Origin of the sequence: Absiella sp. AM29-15 (genome assembly GCF_003434225.1) — a bacterium.
In the GTDB taxonomy this organism is placed as follows: Bacteria; Bacillota_I; Bacilli_A; order Erysipelotrichales; family Erysipelotrichaceae; genus Hoskinsella; species Hoskinsella hominis.
On the sequence record NZ_QVFL01000004.1, the window covers coordinates 179,694 to 202,234 of the forward strand.

22 protein-coding genes are annotated in these 22,541 nt (G+C 36.2%); 14 read left to right on the plus strand and 8 right to left on the minus strand.

The annotated features are described in order from the left end of the window. Positions 1–29: 29 nt before the first annotated feature. The 11 genes from DW761_RS06040 (at position 30) to DW761_RS06090 (ending at position 9,823) form a co-directional block, all read left to right on the plus strand. On the plus strand, positions 30–359 hold the full coding sequence (locus DW761_RS06040; protein WP_117516828.1) for a hypothetical protein: 330 nt from the start codon (positions 30–32) through the stop codon (positions 357–359). Between the two features lie 72 nt (positions 360–431). After that, the gene (gene efp / locus DW761_RS06045) at positions 432–995 is read left to right on the plus strand and encodes an elongation factor P (RefSeq protein ID WP_117453622.1); all 564 of its coding nucleotides are present in this window, start codon (positions 432–434) and stop codon (positions 993–995) included. Between the two features lie 114 nt (positions 996–1,109). Then, positions 1,110–2,072, plus strand: a complete 963-nt coding sequence (locus tag DW761_RS06050; RefSeq protein WP_117516830.1) for a hypothetical protein — start codon at positions 1,110–1,112, stop codon at positions 2,070–2,072. Continuing rightward, the gene (gene cmk, locus DW761_RS06055; protein WP_117453624.1) at positions 2,072–2,734 is read left to right on the plus strand and encodes a (d)CMP kinase; all 663 of its coding nucleotides are present in this window, start codon (positions 2,072–2,074) and stop codon (positions 2,732–2,734) included. Before DW761_RS06050 ends, cmk begins: the two co-directional genes overlap by 1 nt. 44 nt (positions 2,735–2,778) lie before the next feature. Continuing rightward, positions 2,779–4,089 carry a ribosome biogenesis GTPase Der gene (gene der, locus DW761_RS06060; protein ID WP_117516900.1) on the plus strand — a complete coding sequence of 437 codons (1,311 nt, stop codon included), beginning with the start codon at positions 2,779–2,781 and terminating at the stop codon, positions 4,087–4,089. Positions 4,090–4,093: 4 nt separating this feature from the next. Further along, positions 4,094–5,092, plus strand: a complete 999-nt coding sequence (locus tag DW761_RS06065; RefSeq protein ID WP_117516832.1) for an NAD(P)H-dependent glycerol-3-phosphate dehydrogenase — start codon at positions 4,094–4,096, stop codon at positions 5,090–5,092. 117 nt (positions 5,093–5,209) lie between these two features. Continuing rightward, positions 5,210–6,802, plus strand: a complete 1,593-nt coding sequence (locus DW761_RS06070) for a peptide chain release factor 3 (protein WP_117453626.1) — start codon at positions 5,210–5,212, stop codon at positions 6,800–6,802. Between the two features lie 42 nt (positions 6,803–6,844). Beyond that, entirely contained in the window at positions 6,845–7,027 is a 183-nt protein-coding gene (locus DW761_RS06075; RefSeq protein ID WP_117516834.1) for a (2Fe-2S)-binding protein, read from the plus strand. A gap of 95 nt (positions 7,028–7,122) precedes the next feature. Further along, on the plus strand, positions 7,123–8,601 hold the full coding sequence (spoIVA, locus tag DW761_RS06080; protein WP_117453628.1) for a stage IV sporulation protein A: 1,479 nt from the start codon (positions 7,123–7,125) through the stop codon (positions 8,599–8,601). A 107-nt stretch (positions 8,602–8,708) separates the two neighbouring features. Continuing rightward, positions 8,709–8,993, plus strand: coding sequence for an HU family DNA-binding protein (locus tag DW761_RS06085; RefSeq protein ID WP_117453629.1), 285 nt, complete (start codon positions 8,709–8,711; stop codon positions 8,991–8,993). A gap of 116 nt (positions 8,994–9,109) precedes the next feature. Then, on the plus strand, positions 9,110–9,823 hold the full coding sequence (locus DW761_RS06090) for a zinc metallopeptidase (RefSeq protein ID WP_117516836.1): 714 nt from the start codon (positions 9,110–9,112) through the stop codon (positions 9,821–9,823). Positions 9,824–10,366: 543 nt separating this feature from the next. On the opposite strand, the gene DW761_RS06095 is transcribed toward DW761_RS06090, so the two are convergent. Further along, complete coding sequence (locus DW761_RS06095; protein WP_117516838.1) at positions 10,367–11,107, minus strand: type 1 glutamine amidotransferase; 741 nt, start codon at positions 11,105–11,107, stop codon at positions 10,367–10,369. A gap of 16 nt (positions 11,108–11,123) precedes the next feature. Continuing rightward, positions 11,124–12,440: a Mur ligase family protein gene (locus DW761_RS06100; RefSeq protein WP_117516840.1), complete on the minus strand. Its 1,317-nt coding sequence runs from the start codon at positions 12,438–12,440 to the stop codon at positions 11,124–11,126. Positions 12,441–12,713: 273 nt separating this feature from the next. Here DW761_RS06100 and DW761_RS06105 point away from each other — a divergent pair, with 273 nt between their 5' ends. The 3 genes from DW761_RS06105 to purB all read left to right on the plus strand — a co-directional run bounded on the left by DW761_RS06105 (position 12,714) and on the right by purB (position 15,741). After that, the gene (locus DW761_RS06105) at positions 12,714–13,397 is read left to right on the plus strand and encodes a phosphoribosylaminoimidazolesuccinocarboxamide synthase (protein ID WP_117453633.1); all 684 of its coding nucleotides are present in this window, start codon (positions 12,714–12,716) and stop codon (positions 13,395–13,397) included. Between the two features lie 187 nt (positions 13,398–13,584). Next, positions 13,585–14,292 (plus strand): phosphoribosylaminoimidazolesuccinocarboxamide synthase, encoded by a 708-nt coding sequence (purC, locus tag DW761_RS06110; RefSeq protein ID WP_117453634.1) that lies wholly within the window; start codon positions 13,585–13,587, stop codon positions 14,290–14,292. Positions 14,293–14,310: 18 nt separating this feature from the next. Beyond that, positions 14,311–15,741 (plus strand): adenylosuccinate lyase, encoded by a 1,431-nt coding sequence (purB, locus tag DW761_RS06115; protein ID WP_117453635.1) that lies wholly within the window; start codon positions 14,311–14,313, stop codon positions 15,739–15,741. Positions 15,742–15,779: 38 nt separating this feature from the next. On the opposite strand, the gene DW761_RS06120 is transcribed toward purB, so the two are convergent. The 6 genes from DW761_RS06120 to DW761_RS06145 form a co-directional block, all read right to left on the minus strand. Beyond that, positions 15,780–17,375, minus strand: coding sequence for a CTP synthase (locus tag DW761_RS06120; protein ID WP_117516842.1), 1,596 nt, complete (start codon positions 17,373–17,375; stop codon positions 15,780–15,782). A gap of 4 nt (positions 17,376–17,379) precedes the next feature. After that, complete coding sequence (locus DW761_RS06125; RefSeq protein ID WP_117516844.1) at positions 17,380–17,952, minus strand: ANTAR domain-containing response regulator; 573 nt, start codon at positions 17,950–17,952, stop codon at positions 17,380–17,382. A 120-nt stretch (positions 17,953–18,072) separates the two neighbouring features. Then, entirely contained in the window at positions 18,073–19,356 is a 1,284-nt protein-coding gene (locus tag DW761_RS06130) for an adenylosuccinate synthase (RefSeq protein WP_117453638.1), read from the minus strand. 202 nt (positions 19,357–19,558) lie between these two features. Then, the gene (locus DW761_RS06135) at positions 19,559–20,392 is read right to left on the minus strand and encodes an Mrp/NBP35 family ATP-binding protein (RefSeq protein ID WP_117453639.1); all 834 of its coding nucleotides are present in this window, start codon (positions 20,390–20,392) and stop codon (positions 19,559–19,561) included. A gap of 23 nt (positions 20,393–20,415) precedes the next feature. Beyond that, positions 20,416–21,606: a phosphopentomutase gene (locus DW761_RS06140; protein WP_117516846.1), complete on the minus strand. Its 1,191-nt coding sequence runs from the start codon at positions 21,604–21,606 to the stop codon at positions 20,416–20,418. Next, positions 21,593–22,504 carry a tyrosine recombinase gene (locus DW761_RS06145; protein ID WP_117516848.1) on the minus strand — a complete coding sequence of 304 codons (912 nt, stop codon included), beginning with the start codon at positions 22,502–22,504 and terminating at the stop codon, positions 21,593–21,595. The genes DW761_RS06140 and DW761_RS06145 overlap by 14 nt, the downstream gene beginning before the upstream one ends. Positions 22,505–22,541 lie beyond the last annotated feature (37 nt).

Consider the following 22,541-nt stretch of genomic DNA (forward strand, 5'->3'; position numbering starts at 1 on the left):
CAAGGAACAATAAAAGGGGAGGTGATGTTATGCTGACACTCAGTATTACAACATTATTTTTTCTATTATTTCTATTTCTTGGCAATGTGCTTCAATTCTTAAATGCACAGGCATACTGGATGATGCCAATCTTTCTTTTGCTGTTATGGGGTGTTTCCTTTTTCTATAAAGAAGCAAATACAAAATCTATAGAAGGAAAAGATTTTCTATTTACTTTGATCATCACTTGGATTTTCTATCTTTGCTACCAGCTGATGGGGTTTGCGATTTCCAAAGTATTTTTTACCTATTATTATCTTGTAGTCTTTCTATGTGTAGAACTTTACGCAGATAGTATTCGTTTTAAAAGCCTTATTTAAGAAAATATTTGACAAAAATGCGAAATGCATTACAATATAATAGGATAAATTAAGGAAAGGTGAATACAAATTATGATAAGCTCAAATGATTTAAAACCAGGTATGACAATTCAGCAGGATGGTGATATCTTCGTAGTCTTAGAACAGAGTCAGAACAAAACAGCACGTTCTGCCATGGTTGTTAAAGCAAAAGTAAGAAACCTTCGTACAGGTTCTAACGTAGAACTTTCTTGGGGTGGAGGAGATAAAATCCAGCCTGCTCGTATCGATAAAAAAGAAATGCAGTATTTATATGATACTGATGATGCTCTGGTATTCATGGACAATGAAACTTACGAACAGATTGAAATTCCAAAAGATCACTTAGAATGGGAAATCAATTTCATGAAACCAAATGACAATGTCATGATTTCTATGTTTGAAGGTGAAATTTTAGGTGTTATCCTTCCAGATAAGGTAACATTACAGGTTGTTGAATGTGAACCAGCTGTAAAAGGCGATACTGCAACAAGTGCACAGAAGAATGCTGTTGTAGAAACTGGATTACAGGTAAAAGTACCTTTATTCATCTCTCAGGATGAAATGATCGTCATCAATACAGCAGATGGTAAATATTCTGGCAGATCAAAAGACTAAGAAAACTCATACGAGTTTTCTTTTTTTCATAATTTATAAAAGAATTGCATATCTTTTGTATTCAAGCAAGCTAATTTTTGATATAATAAAGTTTAGGTTGGGAGGTTTACCAATATGGAAAAATTGTCACGCGTTAAAAAATATGAAGAACTTAGAAAATCAATCGAAACTGATAATCATGTAGATAAGAAAGAAGAAGCTACTTTACATAATGATGATACCTTAAAACGTTTTGATTCCTCCGTGCTGAAGAAAGCTGAAATCAAAGAAGATACTTATCAGCCAGGACGTGAAAAAGTAATCGAGGAAGTAAAAGAAGAAACTGGTTCACAAGGGGAAGAAGCCGGTTTCACAAATGAATATCTGGACGATTTTATTCGTGAAGTTCGTCAATATAATATTCGTAAAGGCACAAGAGAATGTGAAAATACACAAGTGGATATTTTAAATCAGCTGAATGCTGTCAATCGTGCAAAACGGACACAATATGTAGAAAAAATTGAAGATGAAGTAAAAGAAGAGCCAATGGTTTCTACACCTGTGAAACAGATTTTGAAAAAAGAAGATATTGCGTTAGAAGTACAGAATCTTTTAAGAGAAGAAGATGATGTAGAGGATGAAACAGAAGTTAAGGAAGAAACACCAGTTTCAGCTGAGGTGAATGAACAGGCAGATATGGATGTTGAGCAGACATTGTTGATCAAGGATTCCTTTTCCCATTTGGATGATGAAATCGAAGATACTTCAGATGAAAGTGAAGAAGAAATAGAAGAGGAAGAAGAACCAACGCCTAAAAAACGAGGCTTTTTCAAAAAGAAAAAAGAAGAAACAGATGATGAGGAAGAGGAAAATGATGATATTCCTGTTTCTCCAACCATCCATAAAAAGCTGTTAGAAGAAACGCAGCAGCTTCGTGTACAAATGGATGAATATGAAGATGAATTAACCGATTTAAGTGATGGTGTAGAAAAAACAAATAAATTATTGAATTTTGTATTATGCTTTTTGATTCTGGTATTGTTGGTAATTATCGGATTCATTGCATACTCTTTATTAAAAGCCGGAGGTAAGATTTAATGAATAGAATTAATATCGCAATTGATGGACCTAGTGCTGCAGGGAAAAGCACAATCAGTAAACTGTTAGCCAAAGAATTAGGCTATGCCCATTTAGATACTGGTGCCATGTATCGTTGTGTTGGTTACTATTCCAAAGTAAAAGGAATCGATGAACATGATGAACAAGCACTTGCGGCAATGATTGATGATATGCAGATTTCCTTTGACAGTATGGGGAATGTATTCATCAATGGAGAAGATGTTTCCAAAGCGATCCGTACCAATGATATGAGCATGCGTGCAAGCAGTGTCAGTGCCCATCCTATGGTTAGGGAAAAACTTGTGGAAATGCAGCAGAAAATTGCGAAGGATAAAGGATATATTCTTGATGGACGTGATATAGGAACAGTTGTACTACCTGATGCCGAAGTCAAGGTTTATATGATTGCAAGTGTAGAAGCACGTGCAAAAAGAAGATTTAAAGAATATGAAGAAAAACATATCGAAGCAGATTATGATGAAATCTATCAGGATATTGAGAAACGTGATTATCAGGATATGAACCGTAAGACATCTCCTTTGAGAAAAGCGGACGACGCGAAAGAAATCGATACCAGCGATATGACGATTGAAGAAGTCGTAAGTGCCATCCGTAATCTGATTCAACCATGTATTGAATAACAGGAGGTGAAGTTTCATCAGCATGCAGCTGATGAACAGTGTATATGATAAATGGTATAGTAGCAATTGTCGGAAGACCAAATGTAGGAAAATCCACGATCTTCAATCGAATGATCGGTGAGAGAAAAAGTATTGTAGAAGATACGCCGGGTGTTACACGTGATCGTATCTATGGTAAAGCAGAATGGTTAACAAAAGAATTTCGTATCATTGATACAGGAGGAATTCAGTTAGCTGATCAGCCATTCCAGGAAGAAATTAAAATGCAAGTAGAAATCGCCATTGATGAAGCAGATACGATCGTATTTGTGGTAAGTGGTAAAGAAGGCTTGACACCGGATGATGAATATATCGCAAGATTATTACAGCGAAGCGGCAAGCCAGTGATTCTTGCAGTTAATAAAGTAGATAACCAGCAGTTGAATGATTCTATTTATGAATTCTATGCTTTAGGCTTAGGCGATCCTATCGCCGTCAGTGGTGTACATGGTATTGGTATTGGTGATGTATTAGATGCTATCATTCAAAGTTTCCCAAAAGAAACGCGTAAAGAATATGAAGGCATGACAAGATTTTGTGTCATTGGACGTCCAAATGTTGGAAAAAGCTCTTTGGTAAATGCCATTTTGAATCAAGAAAGAGTTATCGTCAGCAATGTAGAAGGTACAACAAGAGATGCTATTGATACACCTTTCAAACGGGAAGGAAAAGACTATGTCGTTATTGATACTGCCGGTATCCGTAAGCGTGGGAAAGTATATGAAAACATTGAAAAATATTCTGTCCTTCGTGCCATGAGTGCGATTGAGCGAAGTGATGTTGTATTGGTTGTGATTGATGGAGAAACCGGTATCCGTGAACAGGATAAACATGTCGCAGGATATGCCCATGAAGCTGGTAAAGGTGTTATCATTGTGTATAATAAATGGGATACGGTGGAAAAAGATGAACAGACCATGAATAAAATCACAAAGGAAATCAGAACACAGTTTTTGTATCTGAGCTATGCGCCAATTCTGTTTGTATCCGCTAAAAACAAACAGCGTATTCAAACAATTTTACCAGAGATCGATAAAGTACATGATTATTCTTTGATGCGTATTCAAACGAATGTATTAAATGAAGTGTTGATGGATGCACAGTTGATGACACCTCCACCAACCCATAATGGAAAACGTTTAAAAATCTATTATGCATCCCAGGTTGCAGTAGCACCGCCAACATTTGTGTTATTTGTGAATGAACCTGAGTTATTACATTTTAGTTATCAACGTTTCCTTGAAAACCGTTTACGTGAAGCATTCAGTTTTGAAGGAACAACGTTAAAGATAATCGCAAGAGAAAGAAACAGGTGATAAAATGAAGGTCGTAGTCGCAGGAAGTGGCAGCTGGGGCTGTGCACTGGCACAAGTATTATGTGATAATCATGTAGATGTCATGGTTTATGGAAATAATCCAGCAGAAATCAATGATATCAATGAAAATCATCGCAATTCAAAGTTCTTTGAGGATGTAGAACTACATCATGATTTAAAAGCAACTATGGATTTAAATGTATTCCATGACGCTGATGTTGTCTTGTTTGTGGTACCTACTATTGCAATAGAATCTGTATGTAAACAGATTGATCCAATTCTAACAAAGAAGATCATTGCGGTAAATGCATCCAAAGGATTTCATCCTCAGACAAATGATCGTATGTCCAATGTTATTCGCGCCAATATTTCAAAGGAACATTTAAGCAGTGTCGTATCCTTGATTGGCCCAAGCCATGCTGAAGAAGTGGTTATCCGTATGTTGACAACAATTTGTGCGGTATCCTTAAATGAAGAAGATGCGAAAACCATTCAGAAGCTATTCAGCAATGATTATCTTCGTGTATATCGTGGCGATGATGAAATCGGCAGTGAAACAGGAGTGGCATTAAAAAATGCAATTGCTGTTGCTAGTGGTGTATTGTATGGCTTAGGCTATGGAGATAATACAAGAGCAGCTTTAATTACACGTGGCTTAGCGGAAATGATTCGTTATGGGGTAGCCATGGGTGGCCGTAAAGAAACATTTATGGGAATGACAGGTATAGGTGATTTAATTGTTACCTGTACAAGTAAGCACTCACGTAATTTCCAGGCTGGATATGATATAGGAAAACACAACAGTGCAAAATACTTCTGGGATAACAACACAAAAACCGTTGAAGGTGTGCGTACAGCAAAAGTTGTACATGATGTAGCACATGAAAAGGGTATTGATATGCCGATCATTGAAGAAATTTATAAAGTGCTGTATGAAGATAAAGATCCAAAAGAAAGTGCAAAAGATTTAATGCTTCGTGATTTAAAACATGAAATGATATAACAATGTAGAAAGAAACGTTATAAATACTTGCGTTTCTTTCTTTTTGGCTAGATAAAGCCGATAATTAATGGTATAATAACTAACGCTGAATGAAAATTTTTCAGGGAGGAATGCAATATGTCTGATTTACAAAAAGAAATCAAGCGAAGAAGAACCTTCGCCATCATATCTCACCCGGATGCCGGGAAAACAACATTGACTGAAAAACTATTGCTGTATGGAGGAGCCATCCTTCAGGCAGGTAGTGTAAAAGGTAAAAAAGCCAACAAACATGCTGTCAGTGACTGGATGGAAATTGAAAAACAAAGAGGTATCTCTGTTACTAGTTCTGTATTACAGTTTGAATATAATGACTTCTGTATCAATATTCTTGATACACCAGGGCACCAGGACTTTAGTGAAGATACTTATCGTACCTTAATGGCCGCAGACTCTGCCGTGATGGTTATTGATGCCAGCAAAGGTGTCGAGGCACAGACAAAGAAATTATTTAAAGTATGTTTATTACGCCATATTCCTATTTTCACATTCATTAATAAAATGGATCGTGCCGCGATGGATCCCTTCAAACTGCTTGAACATATCGAATCAGAACTAGGCATGGAAACTTATGCTATGAACTGGCCAATTGGTTCCGGTAAAGAATTCAAAGGAGTTTATGAACGTGATCATAAACGTATCATCGCATTCCATGGTGGAGATCATGGTATGAAAGCCGCAGAAGTTACAGAAGGCAGCTTAGAAGATGAAACATTTCGTTCTGTATTAGGTGATCATTTCTTTGAAAAGCTAAAAGAAGATAGTGAATTGCTGGATATTGCCAGTACACAATTTGATAAAGACAAAATCAATCATGGACAGATGACGCCTGTTTTCTTTGGTAGTGCGTTAACAAACTTTGGTGTAGAGCCATTCTTAAGTCATTTCCTTGATATGACAACATCTCCACTTCCAAGGGAATCATCCATTGGGGAAATTGATCCATTTGATGAACGTTTCTCTGCCTTTGTATTCAAGATTCAGGCCAACATGAATAAAGCACATCGTGATCGTATCGCATTTATGCGTATTTGCAGTGGCCGTTTTGAAAAAGGCATGGAAGTCACTTTAATGCAACAGAATAAGAAAGTGAAACTATCACAACCGCAGCAGTTTATGGCACAAGATCGTGAAATCATCGATGAAGCATATGCAGGGGATGTAATTGGTGTCTTTGACCCAGGAATCTTTTCCATTGGCGATACCTTATGTGATCCATCTATGAAATTTGAATTTAAAAAAATTCCAACCTTTGCGCCAGAACACTTCGCACGTGTAACACAGCGTGATACTATGAAACGTAAACAGTTCATCAAAGGAATTACACAGATTGCCCAGGAGGGTGCAATTCAGGTATTCCAGGAAATCAATATCGGTATGGAAGAAATCATTGTCGGAGGCGTAGGTGTCTTACAGTTTGACGTATTGGAACAGCGATTAAAGAGTGAATATAATGTTGATATCAAACTAGAAATTCTGCCATATCAATGTGTTCGCTGGATTGATGATCAAAGCATTGATCCAAATACATTGAATTTGACAAGCGAATCAAAACGTGTTCGTGATTTAAAAGGCAGAAATCTGATCATCTTCATGAACAACTGGGGAATCAAATGGGCAACAGAACAAAATAAAGGCTTAACATTAAGTGAAGTAGGTAACGCTGAATAAACAATAATCAAAAGTTCATACTAAATACGAGGAGTGTTAGATATGAATGATGATGATATTGTTTGTTATTGCCTTGGTGTCAGTGTAAAAGACATCAAAGATGCAATAGCTTCCGGCTGTCAAAACTTTGCACAGGTACAAGAAAAGACAGGTGCAGGAACAGTATGTGGAGCATGTAATGATGAAGTTGAAGCATTAGTTGCTCAATTATTAAATCAGAAATAAGTCGATGAAAGAAAACATCGGCTTTTTCTTTTATTCAAGAGGCATAAAACATGAACAGATATCATAAGTTTAGAGTGACTAAGGGAGGATAAACAATGAATACCACAGAAATTTTAAAAAATATAGCACAGAGATGCGGTGGTGATATATACTTAGGTATCGTAGGCCCTGTACGTGTTGGAAAATCAACTTTCATCAAAGAATTCATGGAAAAAGCAGTCATTCCTTATGTGAATGACGAATATGAAAAAGCACGTATGATCGATGAACTGCCTCAAGCAGGCGTTGGAAAGACCATCATGACCACCGAACCCAAATTTGTGCCTAATAATGCCGCTACAATCGAATTTGAAGATGGATTTACTGTGAATGTACGTCTTGTGGACTGTGTAGGTTATGTAATACCGGAAGCCAAAGGATACAAGGATGAAGATGGTATCCGCATGGTAAGAACACCATGGAGTGATGAAGCTATGCCTTTTAATGAGGCAGCAAAAATCGGTACACAGAAAGTTATTCAGGATCATTCAACGATTGGCATTGTTGTAACAACGGACGGCAGTATTTCCGACTTATCTAGAGAAGCTTATATTGAGGCAGAAGCAGAAGTCATTGATGAATTAAAAAGCATTGGAAAACCATTTATTGTAGTTGTAAACAGCAGTGATGTAAATTCACTGGCATGTAAGGCAGTTGTAGATAAACTAAAAGAAAAATATGAAGTACCTGTACTTGCAATCGCAGTTAACAATATGAGTGAAAATGATGTCCACGATATCCTGAGAGAAGCACTATATGAATTCCCAGTTTCAGAAATCAATATCAACATGCCACAATGGATTGCAGTATTAGATGATGAACACTGGCTAAAGAAAAGCTTTAATCAAACGATTCAGGACAGTATGTCCAGTGTAGAAAAATTAAAAGAAGTTGAAAATATCAAAGATGTATTAAATGAAAATGAATATATCGATAGCAGCAATATTGCGACAATTGATACAGGTGCAGGGGTTGTGAATGTTGATATCACAATAAAAAACGGACTGTATAATGAAATACTCAAAGAGATCATTGGCGTAGAAATCAAAGATAAAAGCGAATTGATTGCATTGATGCAGGAATACAGCAAAGCCAAACGGGAATATGATACGATTTCCAGTGCCCTTAAAATGGTAAAACAGACAGGCTATGGCTTTGCTAGTGCTTCTTTACAGGATATTGAGTTAAGCAAGCCTGAAATCATCAAGCAGGGAAGCCGCTATGGCGTTAAATTAAAAGCGATAGCACCAAGTATCCATATGATAAAAGTCGACGTAGAATCAAGCTTTGAGCCGATTATTGGCAGCAAAGAACAAAGTGAAGAATTAATACGTTATCTGCTAAGAGATGAAGGAAACGATGATGGTTCTATCTGGGACAGCGATATCTTTGGCCGCAAATTAAGTGATCTGATTCGCGATGGTTTAAACGCAAAACTATCTATGATACCGGAAGCCGCAAGAATCCGTTTACAAGATATTCTGACGAAGCTTGTGAATAAGGGGAAAGGAAACGTTATCGCAATCGTTTTATAAATTATAGAAAAATGATGTGATTTCTTAATTCTTATTTATTTTTCTTAAAATGTATTGAAAAAAAGGCTTTGCAATGGTATTATATACTCATGTTGGAGGTAATAAACATGAGTGAAATTTTAAATAAAAAAGCATTAGTTGAAAGCGTTGCAGAAAAATTAGAAATGACAAAGAAAGATGCGACTGTTGCAGTTGATACAGTATTTGATGAAATTGCTGAAACTTTAGCAAACGGTGGCAAAGTTGATATTTCTGGTTTCGGTAAATTTGAAGTTAGCGAACGTGCTGCACGTAAAGGAATCAACCCAGCTACTAAAGAACCAATCGAAATTGCTGCTTCAAAATCTCCTAAATTTAAAGCTGCTAAAGCATTAAAAGACGCTGTAAAATAAGGATAAATAAAGGACATCGAATTTGTCCTTTTTTTGTTAAATTTTGGTTGTTGTTTCTCACACATTTGTATGTTATAATGTTGAGCAATTAGAGATATATTAGGAGGTAGAATCATATGATCCTGTCTGGTTATTACTCACAACAATATTTATTATATATATTTGCATTTGTTATCATCATGATTGCCCAATCTAGTGTACAACGTGCATATAATCGATATAAACAAATAAGAAACGAAAAAGGTATTACAGGAAAAGATGCTGCACGAATGATTCTGGATGCGAATAGACTTCATAATGTTCCAGTAGAAGTTAGCACTGGTGGAAGTTTAAGTGATCATTATGATCCCGTACATCATGTTGTACGTTTATCAAGTGATATCTACTACAACACAAGTATTGCATCCATTGCAGTAGCAGCGCATGAGGTAGGGCATGTTATTCAGCATAAAGAACATTATGGCTTTATCGCAATACGTAACCGCATCCTGCCAGTCGCAAACATTGCATCACAGCTTGGCTGGGTTATATTAACAATTGGTCTATTCATGTTTGTATCAACACCAGTTGTATTATATATTGGATTATCCATGATTTGTGTGGTTCTGTTATTCCAGATTGTCACACTACCTGTAGAATTCAATGCATCCAGCAGAGCAATTAAACAATTACAAAGCATGCATATGATCAACGAAGATGAAAAACCTTATGTCAAAGGAATGTTAAAAGCTGCAGCCTTCACATATGTAGCAGCTGTGCTTGCCACATTGGCACAAATCTTAAGAATTTTACTAATGATCTTAGGTAATAACAGAAGAAACAACGATTAATGAATGAGTGGAAGTTTGGTATTATTCTCCTGACTTCCACTTCTTATTTTATACATTACTTCGCATAATATATATTATGTTATAATTTGAGATTATAAAAAATCTTTAAAATATGATATTTCATTAGATTTCTTTATAATTATTGATTCTTTGATAAAGATACATCTATTATTCATTCTTTGTTCAGCTTATCTTTTTTGTGAAAGCTATATTCTATTTTGCAACCAGATGTATAATCACCAGTCTTTTTCATCTCATTGCAAATTACATCCAAATAAATACCTATATCATTCCTTATTCCTTTTAGTATTAAGCATAATCTTATAATCTATTATACATATGTATCTTATCATGTATTGTATAAAATCTATAAAGTCAATCTTGTTTGCCGTAATAGATATCATATCCCTGTACAAATAACATTCATGATACATGCATTTTCATAAGATACACCATCATATATAAATTATCATTTATCATGTTTTACATCAAAAAAGCCAGGTATTTTTAACCTGACTTCCCTTGCCTACTTTTTATGTATAGTTATTTTGAACTTAATCTTTTTAACATATAGTCTTTTGCTTGATGCTCCAGCGTATCATCTAGTGGGGCTAAATCCTGTAATGCAATATCAGGATTTCTTTTCTTTAATGCTTTATAAATAACAAAATCTGTGATTTCTGGATTTTTTGGAAGTAATGGTCCATGCATATATGTCGCAAGTACCTGACCATTATAGAATCCTTCCTGTTTTCCTTCAAAGCTGTTTCCATATCCATGTAGAACATGTCCTAATGGAGCTTTAACATTGCATGTTTGCCCACCATGATTTTCAAAACCAACAGCAGTAATTTTGTTGCCGTCAAGATCACATTCTATTGCGATATTACCAATACAACGTGTTCCATTAGAGCCTGTTTCTGTATAATAATCAAAGAATTTCAACCCTTCGATTTTTTCATTGTCTGCGCTTATATAATATTGTCCAAACAATTGATAGCCACCACATATCAATAGTATAAAAGTATTTTCATTCATTGCTTTCGCAATGTTTTCTTTTCTTGATAATAAATCGTCAATTAACATTTTTTGTTCTTTATCGGCTCCACCGCCAAGAAATAATAAATCATATGTTGATAAATCACACTCATCTTTGATAGACAAGGTATCTATTTTTATTTGGATGCCACGATCAAGGCAACGTTTCTTTAAAACCATCATATTGCCTTTATCACCATATAAATCCATGATATCATGATACATCCAACATACATTCAACTCCATGTCAGCACATCCTTTCTTACGCTTTCATTTCGCTTATCAGCAGATTTCTCACTGGCTGCAGTGCGGTATAGGTCGCAATCGCATATAGCGTTGTATCAGCCTTCAATAATGCGCTGACGCTGTCTTTCAGGTTTTCATATACTTCCATTTCACCAGTATATCCACCATATTTGAAACGTAGCGCCATATCATAACACCGTGTACCAGATACAATGATTTTCGTTGTTTCTTCACACATCAATTTTTCAAAGAAGGTATCATAGATCCATGATACATCCGTACCATCCTGTGCATGATCATTTAATACGATCAAAATGGTTTTCTTACTATGATCCTCTTCAATGACTTTCATGACTTCGTTTGCGCCTGTTGGATTTTTCACAAGGTTTAAAATCAGAGAATGGTTATGATATGTAAATGTTTCATTTCTACCATCTGGTACTTTGATTTCTTTGAATGCTTTTTTTGCGCATGTAGCTGGAATGTTAAATAAATCCGCAACTGCCAAAACAGCGATACAGTTATACATCGTATATAAGCCGCCTTGAGGTGCACAGAATTCTTCGTTTTGCCATTTAAATAATCGTCTTGGGATATCAATCACATCTCCAGCAATATCTAATTCAGGTGTTTTGAAATCACAGCCAGAGCAATGGAATACACCAATGTGAGAGTATTGATAGAAATCATAATCCAGACGCTTTCCACAACGAGGACAGAATTTTCCTTCACTGGCTTCATTTGTTTTTTTCATACTAGTTGCACATTCATGAATACCAAAGTATTGTGTTTTCGCCTTTGGCGCAGCATCTTTTAAACGTACAACATTAGGATCATTGCCATTTAAAACAAGTGTACCATCATAATCTTTGATCGCTGATTCGATTTTTTGAATTAGCTGTTCCATCTCACGAGCACGATCTAACTGATCTCGAAAGAAATTTGTCACAACCAGCGCATCTACATGAAGATTCTTCATAATGAATGGAATATTTAATTCGTCTACTTCCAATACAATGGCATCCGCATGTACCTTTTTGTTAAATCCGGTATTGGTTAAAAGGGCCGTGGTGATTCCTTCTTTCAGGTTATCCCCTTTTCGATTATTGATAACTTTTTTATTGGCATGTATCATCATATCCGCAATCATATTGCTGGTAGATGTTTTTCCATTGGTGCCTGTTACCAGAATGACGGGACAGTTGATTTTCAGACTTTTCAAAACATGTGGGGATATCTTCAATCCGATAGAGCCTGGCATAGAGCCGCCTCTGTGAATCAGCCTTAATAAGAACGCTGAAAGTTTTGTTGCTAAAATAGAAATCGTATTCATATAATTCCTCCCTTGGAAGTAATTGTTCTTTTTAGACTTTTTTATTATACATGGAATGAGTGAAAAGTTCCACGTTAACATGTCTTTTTATGTCATTTTCTTTCTTATTATGTGTTTCCAGCTGTTTATTAATTGATAAATGCGTCGTTTTTGTGTTTTTGATGAATAAAATCAGAAAAAAATTTTAAAAAAATAGTGTAAATGCCAAATTTTACATAGAAATTCAAAAAAATAATGATATAATAATCGTGTTATGATAAATGGAGGAAAATCATGAAAAAAATTTACGAAGGTAAGACAAAAGATGTCTACGCATTAGACAATGGAAACGTAATGTTGAAATTCAAGGATGATTGCACTGGAAAAGATGGCGTATTTGATCCAGGTGAAAACTCTGTCGGTTTAACAATCGAAGGTATTGGAAAAGCAAACCTTGAAACTTCTATTCACTTCTTTGAAATTTTAAAAGATGCAGGTATCAAAACTCACTATGTTAGTGCTGATATCGAAAATGCTACAATGGAAGTATTGCCTGCCAAAGTATTTGGTAAAGGATTGGAAGTTATCTGTCGTCTAGTTGCTACAGGAAGCTTTATCCGTCGTTATGGTGATTATATCGAAGATGGTACACCTCTTGTTGGGGGCTATGTTGAAACTACGTTAAAAGATGATGCGAAAGGTGATCCACTAATCACAAGTGAAGGTCTTGCAGCTCTTGGTATCATGAGTGAAGAACAATTCGCCAGCATGAAAGAACAGACTTTAAAAATCACACAGATCGTTGCAGATGATTTGAAGAAAAAAGGTCTTGATCTGTATGATATCAAATTCGAATTTGGTTACAACAATGATGAAGTAATTCTGATTGACGAAATTGCTTCTGGAAACATGCGTGTTTATAAAGATGGCGCGATTGTTGATCCTGTTGATTTAACAAACATGATTTTAGGTAAATAGAAAATTTAGAAACTGTAAATAGGAAGTCATATCATTCCCCTATTTACAGTTTTTTTCATATGTTTATTGACATCAAAAAAACACTGCCCTATAATTGAAAGGTAGAAAATTCAGGTGGGTGGTTCAGCTGATTTTTCTTACGCTGAATCATTGCCTCAAAGTGTTCTACATATGGAGGACGAACAAAATGAAAGAGTTAGAAATGTTATACGAAGGTAAGGCAAAAAAGGTTTTTGCTACTGAGAACCCTGATCAGGTGATCGTTGATTACAAGGATGATGCGACAGCATTCAACGGAGCAAAAAAAGGAACGATCATAGGCAAAGGTGTTGTAAACAACAAAATGACTAACTTCTTACTACAAAAGCTGGAAGAAAAAGGCATCCCAACACATTTTATCGAAGAACTGGATGATCGTAGAACGTTAGTGAAAAAGGTGGAAATCGTACCTTTGGAGGTGATTGTCCGTAATAAAGTTGCGGGAAGCTTCGCAAAACGTATGGGCCTTGAAGAAGGTATGGAATTGAAATGTCCAATACTTGAATTCAGCTATAAAAATGATGATTTAGGTGATCCTATGATCAATCACTACATGGCATTGGCAATTGGTATTGCTACCCAGCAAGATATTGATACTATTTCTGATATGGCATTTAAAGTAAATGAAGAGCTAAAACACATTTTCGAAGCCGCAGATATTGAATTAATTGATTTTAAACTGGAATTTGGCCGTTATCATGATCAAATCGTGCTGGCAGATGAAATCTCTCCTGATACTTGTCGTTTCTGGGATATTCATACACATGATCATTTAGATAAGGATCGTTTCAGACGAGATCTTGGAAATGTAGAAGATGCATACCAGGAAGTATATCGCCGTTTAGGCATCAAATAAAAGAAAGGAATCATACATATGTACGATAGATATGAAAGTCCTTTAGGACAGCGTTATGCAGGAAAAGAAATGCAGCAGTTATTCTCTCAGGACAAAAAATTCAAGACTTGGAGAAAGCTGTGGATTGCACTTGCGGAAAGTGAAAAAGAGCTGGGCTTGGATATCACACAGGAACAAATCGATGAATTAAAAGCACATGCAGAGGATATCAATTACGATGTCGCAAAAGAGCGTGAAAAAATCGTTCGTCATGATGTGATGAGCCATGTTTATGCATATGGTGAACAATGTCCTAATGCAAAAGGCATCATTCATTTAGGCGCTACTTCATGTTTCGTTGGAGATAACACAGATCTTATCATCATGTATGAAGCTTTGGAGCTGGTAAAGAAAAAGCTGGTAAATGTTCTTGCAGAATTAGAAAAATTTGCATTGGAATATAAAGATCTGCCAGTTTTGGCATTTACACATTTCCAGCCTGCACAGCCAACAACACTTGGAAAACGTGCAGCAATCTGGGCACAGGATCTGTTAATGGATTATGAAGATATCTGTTATTTATTAGAAAATAAAAAGCTTCGTGGATGTAAAGGAACCACTGGTACACAGGCAAGCTTTATGGAATTATTTGATAATGATGAAGATAAAGTAAAGAAATTAGACCAGATGGTTGCGGATAAGATGGGATATAAGGAAAGCTATCCTGTATCTACACAGACATATTCCCGTAAGGTGGATTCTCGTATCTTAAACGCTTTGGGGGCTATTGCACAAAGTGCACATAAGTTCTCTAATGATATTCGTTTACTACAAAATTTAAAAGAAGTAGAAGAACCTTTTGAAAAGGGACAGATTGGCTCTAGTGCTATGGCTTATAAACGTAATCCTATGAGAAGTGAGCGTATGGCTTCCCTTGCCAACTATGTGATTGCGGATACATTAAATCCTGCCATCGTTGCTGCTACACAATGGTTTGAAAGAACTCTGGATGATTCCGCAAATAAACGTATCAGTATTCCAGAAGCATTCCTTGCCATTGATGGTATTTTAGATTTATACTTGAATATCACAGATGGTCTGGTTGTATATCCTAAGGTTATTGAATCTCATTTGATGAAAGAGCTGCCTTTTATGGCAACAGAAATGATCTTGATGGATGCTGTAAAAGCTGGTGGCGATCGTCAGGAGTTACATGAACATATTCGTGTACATTCTATGGAAGCTGGTAAAATGGTAAAAGTAGAAGGTAAAGAAAATGATTTGTTGGAAAGAATCGCTCATGATGATGCATTCCCTCAGGATATGGAACAACTAAAATCCATCATGTCCCCTGAAAACTTTGTAGGACGTGCACCAAATCAGACAGTTGAATTCTTTAGAGATTATATTGATCCTATTCTGGAACAAGAAAAATCCGCACTAGGCATGCATGCGGATATCAACGTTTAATATATGAAAAAAAGCATCATACAGCTGTGATGATGCTTTTATTTATGCTTTAATGCATATCTCACAAAATTTACAAATAAAGGATGTGGCCGGTTGATACGGCTTTTAAATTCAGGGTGATATTGTACACCAATATAAAAATCATTGTCAGAATATTCAATTGCTTCTACCAGCTCATCATCTAATGATGTTCCAGATATGATCATGCCATGCTGTTCAAAAGCTTTTCGATACGCTTGATTGAATTCATAACGATGACGATGACGTTCACTTATTTCTATTTCTTGATAACAGGCATATAGTTGTGTGTCTTTTTTTATACGCATAGGATAAGCACCTAATCGCATGGTGCCACCTTTTTGTAAATCATCATTCTGAGTATCCATAAAGTGAATTACAGGATGTGTGGTGTCTTGATCAAATTCAATAGAATTGGCATCCTTGTATTGTAGAACACTGCGGGCAAATGCAATAGAAGCAATCTGCATACCCAAACAGATCCCAAGATATGGAATATTGTGTTCACGTGCATATGTAGCCGCAAGTATCTTTCCTTCTACTCCCCTGCTTCCAAATCCACCAGGGATTAAGATGCCCTGCACATCGCTTAATAATTCCTGTATACTATCGTTTGTGATTGTTTCACTGTCGATCCACTTGATATGGATATGCGCATGGTTCACAAAGCCTGCGTGATGTAAAGATTCTATTACAGACAGATATGCATCATGCAGCTTGACATATTTTCCAATCAGCGCAATATTCACATGGTTCATGTTCTCTGTTTCCTTTATATAAGATGACCATGCAGATAAATCGGCTTGTGGAGTATCAAAGCTGAAATGTTTACATATGATATCATCCAGGCCCTGCTGCTGCAGCATAAATGGTACATCATATAAGGAATCCAAGGTTTTATTTTCAATAACACAATCCTTTGGAATATCACAGAACAATGAGATTTTTTCCTTAATTTGTTCGTCAATAGGACGATTACATCTAGCAATCAAGATATCAGGAAAGATACCATAGGAATGCAGTTCTTTAACGGAATGCTGAGTTGGCTTGGATTTAGGTTCATTGCTGCCTTCAATAAAGGGGATCAATGTCACATGCATATAGATGCAATTCGCTCTGCCTTTTTCAAGGGCTACCTGACGTATGGCTTCTAAAAATGGCTGACTTTCGATATCACCAGTAGTACCGCCAACCTCACAGATCAAGACATCTGCCTTGCTTTTTTGCTGGGCCAAATAGATATGTTCTTTGATTTCATTGGTGATATGTGGTATTACCTGTACAGTTTCTCCTAGATATTTACCTGCACGTTCTTTTTGTAGGACATTCCAATAAACTTTTCCTGTTGTGATATTAGAATACTGATTTAAGTCTTCATCCATGAAACGTTCATAATGACCTAAATCCAAATCCGTTTCACTACCATCTTCTGTCACAAAGACCTCTCCATGCTGATAAGGACTCATGGTGCCAGGATCCACATTGATATATGGGTCTAATTTCATCGCCGTTACATTTAATCCTCTTGATTTTAATAATCTTCCTAACGATGCTGCTGTGATACCTTTTCCAAGACCACTAACAACACCACCAGTCACAAATATAAATTTACACATACACTTATTCTCCTTTTTCTTCATATTTTTTAATATATCTTTGCGCTATCGCAAGTTTACTGCATCGTTTATCCATCGCTTGTTTTTCAATCATACGATGGGCTTGTGATTCCTTTAAATGTTCCTTTTCCATCAACAGATATTTTGCATGATGAATGATCTTTAATTCCTGATAACGCTGGTTTAATGCTTGCAGTTTTTGATTGTTTTCTTTCATCTGAAGCTGTGATTGTATACAAACCTGTAGGATCTGTGTGAATACATGTTTTTTTATTGGTTTCATCAAGATCACCATATGATGTGCCTTGCATTGTTGAAGATATGATTCTTTTACTTGATGCTTCAAGCATACAATGATGCAGGAAAATTTTTTATGATAGATCATGAGGTTATGGATGTCATGGATACTGTCCTCATTTACAATCATCATATCATATGTCATTTCTTTACATTCTTCTTCTATTTGATCAAGTCGATCACAGAAAGTGATGATGGATACACTTTCTTTCAATAGTATCTCTTTGATACATTGATTCAGGCTTCTTTGACTGGATACGATTAAAACATTTAGTTTCATTTGTTCACCTCGTTTATCATTGTTAGTGTATCCACTTCATCCGAAAACAATAAAAAAAAGCGTTTATGAAGATAGAAAAAGCAGTTGTTTTTCTCTTCATGAACGCCTTTGTTCAATAGATTATTTTATCATTTCTTTCACAACGATATTGCAGTTTCGTTCTGGACCAACAGAGATCATGGAAATCTTTGTCTTTGTAAGTTCTTCGATACGTGCCAGATATTTTTTTGCGTTCTCTGGCAGTTCCTCATACGTATGCATTTTGGATATATCTTCATTCCAGCCTTCAAATTCTTCATAGATAGGTTTGGCTTTTGCTAAATCTTCTACGCTGCTTGGAATATAGTCATAACGTTTTCCATCAATTTCATATGCAACACACATTTTGATTGTTTTGATACCCGTTAGGATATCCAGTTTCGTAATGACCAAATCTGTTAAACCATTGATCATTGCCGCATGACGTACAACATTGACATCTAACCATCCACAACGTCTTGGTCTGCCAGTTGTTGCGCCAAATTCATGACCTTTTGTTCTTAGTGTTTCTCCCATGTCATCAAACAGCTCACAAACAAATGGACCTTCTCCCACACGGGTAGAATATGCTTTGGCAATACCAATGATCACATCCAGTTTTTTAGGTGATACGCCTGCACCTGTACATACACCTGCACTTGTTGGTGAAGAAGATGTCACATATGGATAGTTTCCATAATTGATATCCAGCATAGCTGCCTGCGCACCCTCAAATAATACTTGTTTATTTTCATCTAATGCCTGATTGACTTCAATCTGGGCATTGATGATTCTTGGTGTTAACAAATCTTTGATCTTTTCAAATCTTTGAACCAGTTCTTCATAGTCAAAGCCTTTATGATCATATACTTTCTGAAAGGTTATGTTTTTCATATCCACTGCCGTTTTCAGTTTCTTTTTAAAGCTTTCAAAGTCCAGAAGATCGCCCATGCGAAGTCCTGTACGTGAATATTTATCAGCATAACATGGTCCGATACCACGTTTGGTTGTACCAATTTTATTATCTTTTAATGATTCTTCAATTAATTCATCTAACAATACGTGATATGGCATAATGATGTGGGAACAATCAGATATTTTCACATGATCTGTATGCATTCCTTTGTCTTCCAGTGCCTTGATTTCATCAAGAAACACGAATGGATCTACAACAACACCTGGTCCAATCACACATGTTGCTTTTTGAAGAACACCACTAGGTAAAAGATGTAAAACTACTTTTTCATCTTTTACAACTACCGTATGTCCTGCGTTGTTTCCACCCTGAAAACGAACGACATAATCCATTTTTGATCCAAGATAGTCTACGACCTTCCCTTTTCCTTCATCGCCCCATTGGGTACCTACTACTACATAACCTGGCATAATATGATTCCTCCTTAGGGATTTTTTAAGGTTTTCTTGTGTCAAAAAATCCTTTAATAATATAGCACAAATCATCGTAAAAGGAAATAATTTTCACATTATTTTTCATATTTTTTCACATTGAAAAATATGGATATTTAAAGATATTCTTTTCTAATGCTCTTGTGACAGAAAAAAAGGCCAAAAAATCGGCCTTTCTTGCTTATTTGAATTTTTCTACCAGTTTTTCAGCAGCTGGCTGAATCCATGCTTTCATTTCTTTTGCTGTTTCGCTGTCAAAGTTATCATCCTGATGAATCATATTGATGCTTGGTGTCATAGGCAATTCTGCCCACAATTCCAAATTGTTTTCTTTTAAGAAATCCTCTGTATTCTTCTGCTGGAAGATTTCAATACGTTTACCACAATCAGGACATACAACATAGCTCATGTTTTCAATAACACCTAATACTGGTACTTCTACCTGATGGCACATATTGATTGCTTTTGATACAATCATAGAAACCATTGGCTGTGGTGTAGATACCATGACAACCCCATTGACAGGTATATTCTGTAATACCGTCAAAGCAACATCTCCTGTTCCAGGAGGCATATCAATTAACAGGTAATCCAATTCTCCCCAGATAACATCTGTCCAGAACTGACGTACCGCATTGCCAACAATTGGACCACGCCATACAACTGGCTGGTTTTCATCTTCCATTAAGAAGTTTAATGACATGACTTTAATACCGTCTTTATCTATAACTGGCTGAATAGCATCATTTGTTCCATATGCTTTTTCTCTTTCCAGCCCCATTAGACGAGGAATACTTGGACCAGTGATATCAGCATCCATAATACCTACCTGATATCCCATATCCGCAAGTGCTTTCGCAAGCAATACACTCATGCTGCTTTTTCCAACACCGCCTTTTCCACTCATCACGCCAATCACGTGTTTGATCTTGTTGTTGACATTGTTCTGGATTCCACAAGAATCTTCACTTTTGCCACATGTTCCTTTACTAGGACAACTGTTACAGTTACTCATTTTACGTACACTCCTTCTCTATTCTATCTGAGTTCCTCTAATATACTCTTACCAATCGTATGTTCAGGCATTGCCACATCAAAGTTATCCGCAATGGTTGCGCCAACCATCGCAAAGCTATCACTGTATGGCAATAAACCATGACCATTCATCGATGGTGAATATGCTAAAAATGGTACCATTTCTTTGGTATGATCACTGCCTTTATAGGTAGGATCATTTCCATGGTCTGCGGTGATGATCAATAAATCATCACATTTTAATTTATCTAATACAAGTCCTAAAGACTGATCAAATGCTTCCAATTCTTTTCCATATCCAACAGGATTTCTACGATGTCCCCATAAGGCATCAAAATCCACAAGATTCACAAAGCATAAACCAGTAAAATCCTGATCCATGACTTCTAATGTTTGTGTCATTCCATGTACACTGCTTTTTGATTTATATGCCTGTGTGATTCCTTCACCATCAAAGATATCCTTGATCTTTCCAATAGAAATCACATCATAGCCAGCATTCTTCAATGCATTTAATGTTGTTTCTCCATAAGGCTTTAATGCATAGTCATGACGATTGGATGTACGTGTAAAACCATCCTTGCAATTACCTACATAGGGTCTAGCAATCACACGTCCAACTTTCCATTCATCTTTCATAGTCAATTCTCTGGCAATTTCACAACAACGGTATAATTCATCTAAGCCAAATGTTTCTTCATTGCCACAGATTTGAAGCACACTATCTGCACTTGTATATACAATCATATCTCCAGTATCATTGGATTGTTGGCCAAGCTCTTCTAATATGGCTGTGCCACTAGCCGCTTTATTTCCAATAATCTTATGACCACAGCGTTTACTTAACTCATCCAGCAGTTCTTTTGGAAAGCCTGTTTCCGTGAATGTTTGAAAAGGTGTCGTGATATGTAATCCCATCATTTCCCAATGACCGGTCATCGTATCTTTTCCAACACTTGCTTCTAACATCTTTGTATAATACCCAAGTGGGTTTACACGTGATTCTACATGTTGAAGAGGATGTAGATTTGCAAGTCCTAAATCAGCAAGATAAGGAATATTAAATGGTTTCATATGTTCATCAATATGTCCTAAGGTATCACTGCCTTCATCATCATATTGGGCAGCATTTGGCATAGCGCCTACACCTAAGGAATCGATGACGATTGTAAATATACGCTTATATTTTTTCATCGTTTTTATCCTCCTTTGCGAATGGATGAAAGGATGTATAGGCATCCTTCAGTTTTTTATTCTGTATATGGGTATAAATCTGTGTGGTTGCGATATCACTATGCCCCAGCAATTCCTGTACCACACGCAAGTCAGCGCCACCATCAAGCAGATGTGTCGCAAAACTATGGCGAAAGCTATGGGCACTTAATGCTTCATTCAATCCTAACATATGTAATCTGGCTTTGATCAGTTTATGTACATCCTGTCTTAATAACGGGTTTCCATTCGCCTTCACAAATACATATTGTGTTTTTTTCTTCAGCCATTGTGGGCGTACATGAACGATATAATTTTGTAAAGCATCAATGCTTCTTTGATGCATAGGAATCATACGTTCTTTATCCCCTTTACCAATGACCCGTAAAAAGCCATGGTCCAGATTGATCATAGACATATGAAGTCCGCATAACTCACTAACACGAAGTCCACAGCCATATAATACTTCCAGTATGGCTTTATCAAACAGTCCCTGATCACTTTCATCAAAGCTGTCTAAGAGTATTTCAATATCATGAACATTAAAATACTTTGGCAGTTTTTTGCTTGTCCTTCGTCCATGTATATGCTGGCTTGGATCATCAATGTCTGGATTATTCATACTGATAAAACGATGAAACATATGAATCGATACGATCATTCGATTGACGCTGCCAGCTGCTTTTTGATCACTTTGTATGGCAAGAAAATCCTGTAGATGGGAAACGGTAATATCTTCCATACATGAAATCCCCTGATTATTTAAATATGCAGTATATAAATCTAAATCATGGGTATAGGAAGAAACCGTCGCCAGCGATTTTTGAACAACAACACGGATATAGTGGATATAATCTTCTTTTGCTTCATCGATATTCATTTAAACCACCTAAATTATTATACCACAGCTTTCTTAT